This is a genomic window from Pseudomonas sp. PB106 (genome assembly GCF_009764645.1).
Classification (GTDB): domain Bacteria; phylum Pseudomonadota; class Gammaproteobacteria; order Pseudomonadales; family Pseudomonadaceae; genus Aquipseudomonas.
Genome location: NZ_RWIM01000073.1, coordinates 1 through 5,989 on the forward strand (window position 1 = coordinate 1; position 5,989 = coordinate 5,989).

General features: G+C 59.2%; 3 protein-coding genes. 2 read left to right on the top strand and 1 reads right to left on the bottom strand.

Annotation, left to right across the window (positions count from 1 at the left end; translation table 11 throughout):
• Nucleotides 1–73: 73 nt before the first annotated feature.
• Nucleotides 74–709: a TetR/AcrR family transcriptional regulator gene (locus EJA71_RS09725; RefSeq protein WP_158956332.1), complete on the bottom strand. Its 636-nt coding sequence runs from the start codon at nucleotides 707–709 to the stop codon at nucleotides 74–76.
• A 94-nt stretch (nucleotides 710–803) separates the two neighbouring features.
• Here EJA71_RS09725 and EJA71_RS09730 point away from each other — a divergent pair, with 94 nt between their 5' ends.
• On the top strand, nucleotides 804–1,904 hold the full coding sequence (locus EJA71_RS09730; RefSeq protein WP_158956334.1) for an efflux RND transporter periplasmic adaptor subunit: 1,101 nt from the start codon (nucleotides 804–806) through the stop codon (nucleotides 1,902–1,904).
• Nucleotides 1,905–1,910: 6 nt separating this feature from the next.
• A complete protein-coding gene (locus EJA71_RS09735) occupies nucleotides 1,911–4,979 on the top strand; it encodes an efflux RND transporter permease subunit (RefSeq protein WP_158956336.1) in 3,069 nt (1,022 codons plus the stop codon).
• Nucleotides 4,980–5,989: the final 1,010 nt, after the last annotated feature.

Sequence of the window (5,989 nt, forward strand, 5' to 3'; positions counted from 1 at the left end):
TCCCACATTTGAAATGCATTCCAATGTGGGAGCGAGCTTGCTCGCGAAGGCGTCCGCTCAGACACCTTAAAAGTCAGGGCCTGTAAGCGCGCATAAACAAAGCCACAACTTCCTGAATATGGCTCTCCGCAGCCTCTTCGCTCAATGGCTCCCCGCAGCCATACAACAAGCGAAAATTCCCCGCACCCTTGATCAGGCAAAAGAAATGCTCGGCTGCATTGCGCGGCAGATCGATGCTTAGCGCGCCGGTCTCGTGGATGCGCGTCAGTAACCGCTCCATGCCCTGCACCATGCGCTGCGGCCCGGCCTCGAAGAAGATCAGCGACAGTTTCGGATCCTGAACCCCCAGCGCCATGATCAAACGGTGCAGATTCACCGACTCATCGCTGTTGATCAGGTGATGAAAGCCTCGGGCAATGTTCAGCAACACATTTTCCACGGCAATGCCTTCGGGCAATTCGAAGAACAGCGGCGGCAATTGCTCCTCGCATTTGGCCACTACGGCGGCGGAGAACAGCGTCTCCTTGTCGTTGAAATGGCTATAGACCGTCAGCTTCGACACGCCGGCCTCGCTGGCGACCGCGTCCATGCTGGTGTTGGCATAGCCATGACTCAGAAACAGAATTTTCGCCGCCTCAAGGATCGCTTGGCGCTTGGCCAGATCCTTGGGGCGGCCCGGGCCGTTTGGAGCTGAAAGATTGTTCGACATTCTTCGCTTTTAATACTGGACTGGTGAGTTTGCTATTAATACCATACCCGCCAGTATAATTATTCCAAGCACCATTTGCGAAAGGTCCGTCACCATGTTCCGTCATGCGTTGTCCTTTGCGTTGCCAGCGAGTCTGGCGTTGATATTGTCCGCATGCGGTCAGGAAGAGGCGACGCAAGTCACCGTGCGTCCGGCCATGGTGGTGCAGCCAGAGCCTTCGGCCCAGGCGATGGAAAGTTATCCGGGCGAGGTGCGCGCCCGTTACGAACCTGATTTGGCGTTCCGTATTGGCGGCAAAGTCAGCCGACGACTGGTCGATGAAGGTCAGCGTGTGAAGGCCGATCAAGCGCTCGCCGAACTCGATCCGCAAGATGTACGGCTGCAGCTGGAAGCCACCCGCGCGCAAGTCGCCGCCGCCGAAGCCAATCTCAATCTGGTGCGCGCCGAGCGAGATCGCTACAAGACCCTGATGGATCGGCAAATGGTCAGCCGTTCGGCCTACGACAACGCCGAAAACCTTTACCGCTCCGGTGAAGCCCGTCTTAAACAAATCAAAGCTGAATTCAACGTATCGACCAATCAGGCCAGTTACGCGGTGTTGCGTGCGCCGCAGGATGGCGTGGTGGCCAAGCGTTCGGTGGAAGTCGGCCAGGTGGTTGCCGCCGGGCAAACCGTGTTTACCCTCGCCACCGATGGCGAGCGCGAAGTGCTGATCAGCCTGCCGGAGCAGAGCTTTGGCCGCTTCAAGGTCGGCCAGCCAGTGACGGTCGAATTGTGGACCCAGCAAAACCAACGCTTCGCCGGGCAGATCCGCGAACTGTCGCCCTCCGCCGATCCACGCTCGCGCACCTTCGCCGCACGGATTTCCTTCACCAGCGGCAAGGTTCCGGCCGAGCTGGGCCAAAGCGCCCGGGTGTTCGTGCAATCGGCCGATAGCGTGTCGCTGTCGGTGCCGCTCTCGGCACTCACGGCGGAAAACGGCGCGACCTACGTCTGGGTCGTCAACGGCAACAACACCTTGAAGAAAACCCCGGTGCGCATCGGCCCGTTCGGCGAAAAAACCGTGCCGGTGCTCGAAGGGTTGAACGCCAGCGACTGGGTTGTAGCTGCCGGCGTGCATGTGTTGCTCGAAGGGCAGCAGGTGCGCCCGGTGGATCGCTCCAACCGTGTGGTCAATCTGGCGGACAAGGAGTAAGTCCCGATGCGCTTCAACCTTTCCGAATGGGCGCTGCGTAATCGCCAGATCGTACTGTTCCTGATGCTTTTGCTGGCCATCGTCGGCGCGTTGTCCTACACCAAACTCGGCCAGAGTGAAGACCCGCCGTTCACGTTCAAAGCCATGGTGATTCAAACCCGGTGGCCGGGGGCGACGGCGCAAGAAGTCTCGCGTCAGGTCACCGAACGTATTGAAAAGAAGCTGATGGAAACCGGTGAGTACGAACGCATCGTCTCGTTCTCACGCCCCGGTGAATCCCAGGTCACGTTCATCGCACGCGACTCGATGCATTCCAAGGAAATCCCCGACCTCTGGTATCAGGTGCGCAAGAAGGTCGGTGACATTCGTCAGACCTTGCCGCCGGATATTCAGGGGCCGTTTTTCAACGATGAGTTCGGCACCACATTCGGCAATATCTATGCGCTGAGCGGTGACGGTTTCGATTACGCGGTGCTCAAGGATTACGCCGATCGCATCCAGATCCAGCTGCAACGGGTCAAGGATGTCGGCAAGGTCGACTTGCTCGGTTTGCAGGACGAAAAGATCTGGGTCGAGCTGTCCAACGTCAAACTGGCGACCCTCGGTTTGCCGCTGGCGGCAGTGCAACAGGCGTTGCAAGAACAGAACGCGGTGTCGACCGCCGGCTTCTTCGAAACTGGCAGCGAGCGATTGCAGCTACGGGTCTCGGGGAATTTTCAGACAGTCGATGAGATAAAAAATTTCCCGATCCGGGTCGGCGATCGTACGTTCCGTATCTCCGATGTCGCCGATGTGCATCGCGGTTTCAACGATCCACCGGCGCCGCGCATGCGCTTCATGGGCGAAGATGCCATCGGTCTGGCCGTGGCGATGAAGGACGGCGGGGACATTCTGGTGCTCGGTAAAGCGCTGGAAGTCGAGTTCTCGCGCATCCAGAAAAACCTTCCCGCCGGCATGCAGTTGCGCAAGGTCTCCGATCAGCCGGCGGCGGTGAAAACGGGCGTGGGCGAGTTCGTGCAGGTGTTGGTCGAAGCGCTGGCGATTGTCTTGCTGGTGAGCTTCTTCTCCCTCGGCGTGCGTACCGGCATGGTCGTGGCGCTGACCATTCCGCTGGTGCTGGCGATGACCTTCGCCTGCATGTATTACCTGAATATCGGTCTGCACAAGATTTCCCTTGGCGCGTTGGTACTCGCCTTGGGCTTATTGGTGGACGACGCGATCATTGCCGTGGAAATGATGGCGATCAAAATGGAGCAGGGCTTCGACCGCATCCGCGCGGCGAGTTATGCCTGGACCAGCACCGCGTTCCCGATGCTCACCGGTACGCTGATCACTGCCGCCGGGTTTTTGCCGATTGCCACCGCGCAGTCCGGCACGGGCGAATACACCCGCTCGATCTTCCAGGTGGTGACCATCGCGTTGCTCGCGTCCTGGGTCGCGGCGGTGATGTTCGTGCCGTATCTGGGGGAAAAACTCCTGCCGGATCTGGCGAAAATTCATGCGGCCAAACATGGCACGGGGGATGGTCAGCCGGATCCTTACGCCACGCCGTTCTATCAGCGGGTACGGCGTCTGGTCGAGTGGTGTGTGACCCATCGCAAGACCGTGATCGTGCTGACGGTGGGGCTGTTTATCGCCTCGGTGATGTTGTTCCGTTTCGTCCCCCAACAGTTCTTCCCGGCGTCCAATCGCCTGGAGTTGATGGTTGATCTGAAACTGGCCGAAGGCGCGTCGCTGGCCAATACCACCGGTGAGGTGAAACGGCTTGAGGCGATGCTCAAGGATCACGCCGGCATCGATAATTACGTGGCCTATGTCGGCACCGGTTCGCCGCGTTTTTACTTGCCGCTGGATCAGCAATTGCCGGCGGCCAGCTTCGCGCAGTTTGTGGTGTTGGCGAAGAATATCGAGGAGCGTGAAGCCCTGCGCACCTGGCTGATCGACACGCTGAACGAGCAATTCCCGGCCATGCGTTCGCGGGTGACGCGTTTGGAAAACGGTCCGCCGGTTGGCTACCCGGTGCAATTCCGCGTCACTGGCGAGCACATTGAGGAAGTCCGCGCTTTGGCGCGTAAAGTCGCGGCCAAGGTTCGCGAGAATCCGCACGTGGTCAATGTGCATCTGGATTGGGAAGAGCCGAGCAAGGTCGTGTACCTGAACATCGATCAGGATCGCGCCCGGGCGCTGGGTGTGAGCACCGCCAATCTGGCGAAATTCCTGCAAAGTTCGTTGACCGGTTCGAGCGTCAGTCAGTATCGCGAAGACAATGAGTTGATCGAGATTCTGCTGCGCGGCACGGTGCATGAGCGCACCGAGTTGTCGTTGTTGCCGAGCCTGGCGGTGCCGACGGATAACGGTCGCAGTGTGGCTTTGTCGCAGGTCGCCACGCTGGAGTACGGCTTTGAGGAGGGGATTATCTGGCACCGCAATCGGCTACCGAACGTGACCGTGCGCGCCGATATTTATGGCAAGGAGCAACCGGCGACGCTGGTGAAGCAGATCATGCCGACGCTGGACCCGATTCGCGCCGAATTGCCTGATGGTTATCTGTTGGATGTTGGCGGCACGGTGGAGGACTCCGAGCGTGGGCAGAAGTCGGTGAATGCCGGCGTGCCGATGTTCATCATCGTGGTGCTGACGTTGCTGATGGTGCAGTTGCGCAGTTTTTCGCGCACGGCGATGGTGTTTCTGACGGCGCCGCTGGGGTTGATTGGGGTGGTGCTGTTTTTGATGGTGTTCCGTCAGCCGTTCGGGTTCGTGGCGATGCTGGGGACGATTGCGTTGTCCGGAATGATCATGCGCAACTCGGTGATTCTGGTGGATCAGATCGAGCAGGATATTGCCTCGGGGCTTAAGCCTTGGCAGGCGATTATCGAGGCTACGGTTCGACGCTTCAGGCCGATTGTGTTGACGGCGCTGGCGGCGGTGCTGGCGATGATTCCGTTGTCGCGCAGTGTGTTTTTTGGGCCGATGGCGGTGGCGATCATGGGCGGGTTGATTGTGGCGACGGCGCTGACGTTGTTGTTTTTGCCGGCGTTGTATGCGGCTTGGTTCCGGGTGCGTAAGGAAGCTTGATTCTTTTGTGACGTGGCGGCCTTCGGGCCGACCATGTTCTTGGGGTTTTGGGTGTGTATCCGTTTCTGCGGGTGCTGCCGCTGGCGGTTTCGCCCTTACGGCGAGTCACCTTTTCCAAACGCCGAAAAGGTAACCGAAAAGGCTTTGCCCTGACGTTCGGCCCGCTCGCTGGGGCTCGGGGTTCCTTCGCTCCGGGATTGATCCGGACGCATCGCCTACGGTTTGCTTCGCTGCACCTCCTCTCGATGTGTTCGACTTCGTCGAACGGTCGCTGCGCTCCCACCCCCGGATCAATCCCTCCACTCAGCCTGCCGACGGGCTCCTAGATCAAGATCAAGATCAAGAGCTCTACTCGAGCTTGCGCTCATTGTTGAGTGGGGCGGCTTTGCCGCATGGGGTATTCGCAAATCAAAATTGTGGGAGGTAGCCCTGCGGGCGATGGTGGCCTGACAGCCGACCAGTCTCTCACTGAATGCACTCAATTTAACTGTTGGAGCTGGCTTGCCAGCGATAGCGGCCTGACAGCCGACCACTCCCTAACTGAAACACTCGATCCAACTGTAGGAGCTAGCCCTGCTGGCGAAAGCGGCCTGACAGCCGACCACTCCCTAATTGAATGCACTCGATCCAACTGTGGGAGCCAGCGCTGCTGGCGATGGTGGCCTCACAGCCAACCACTCTCTAACTGGATGCACTCAATCCAACTGTGGGAGCTGGCTTGCCAGCGATAGCGGCCTGACAGCCGACCACTCCCTAACTGAATGCACTCAATCCAACTGTGGGAGCTGGCTTGCCAGCGATAGCGGCCTGATAGCCGACCAGTCTCTAACTGCATGCACTCGATCCAACTGTGGGAGCCAGCCCTGCTGGCGATGGTGGCCTCACAGCCGACCAGTCCCTAACTGAATGCACTCGATCCAACTGTGGGAGCTGGCTTGCCAGCGATAGCGGCCTGACAGCCGACCAGTCCCTAACTGAATGCACTCGATCCAACTGTGGGAGCTGGCTTG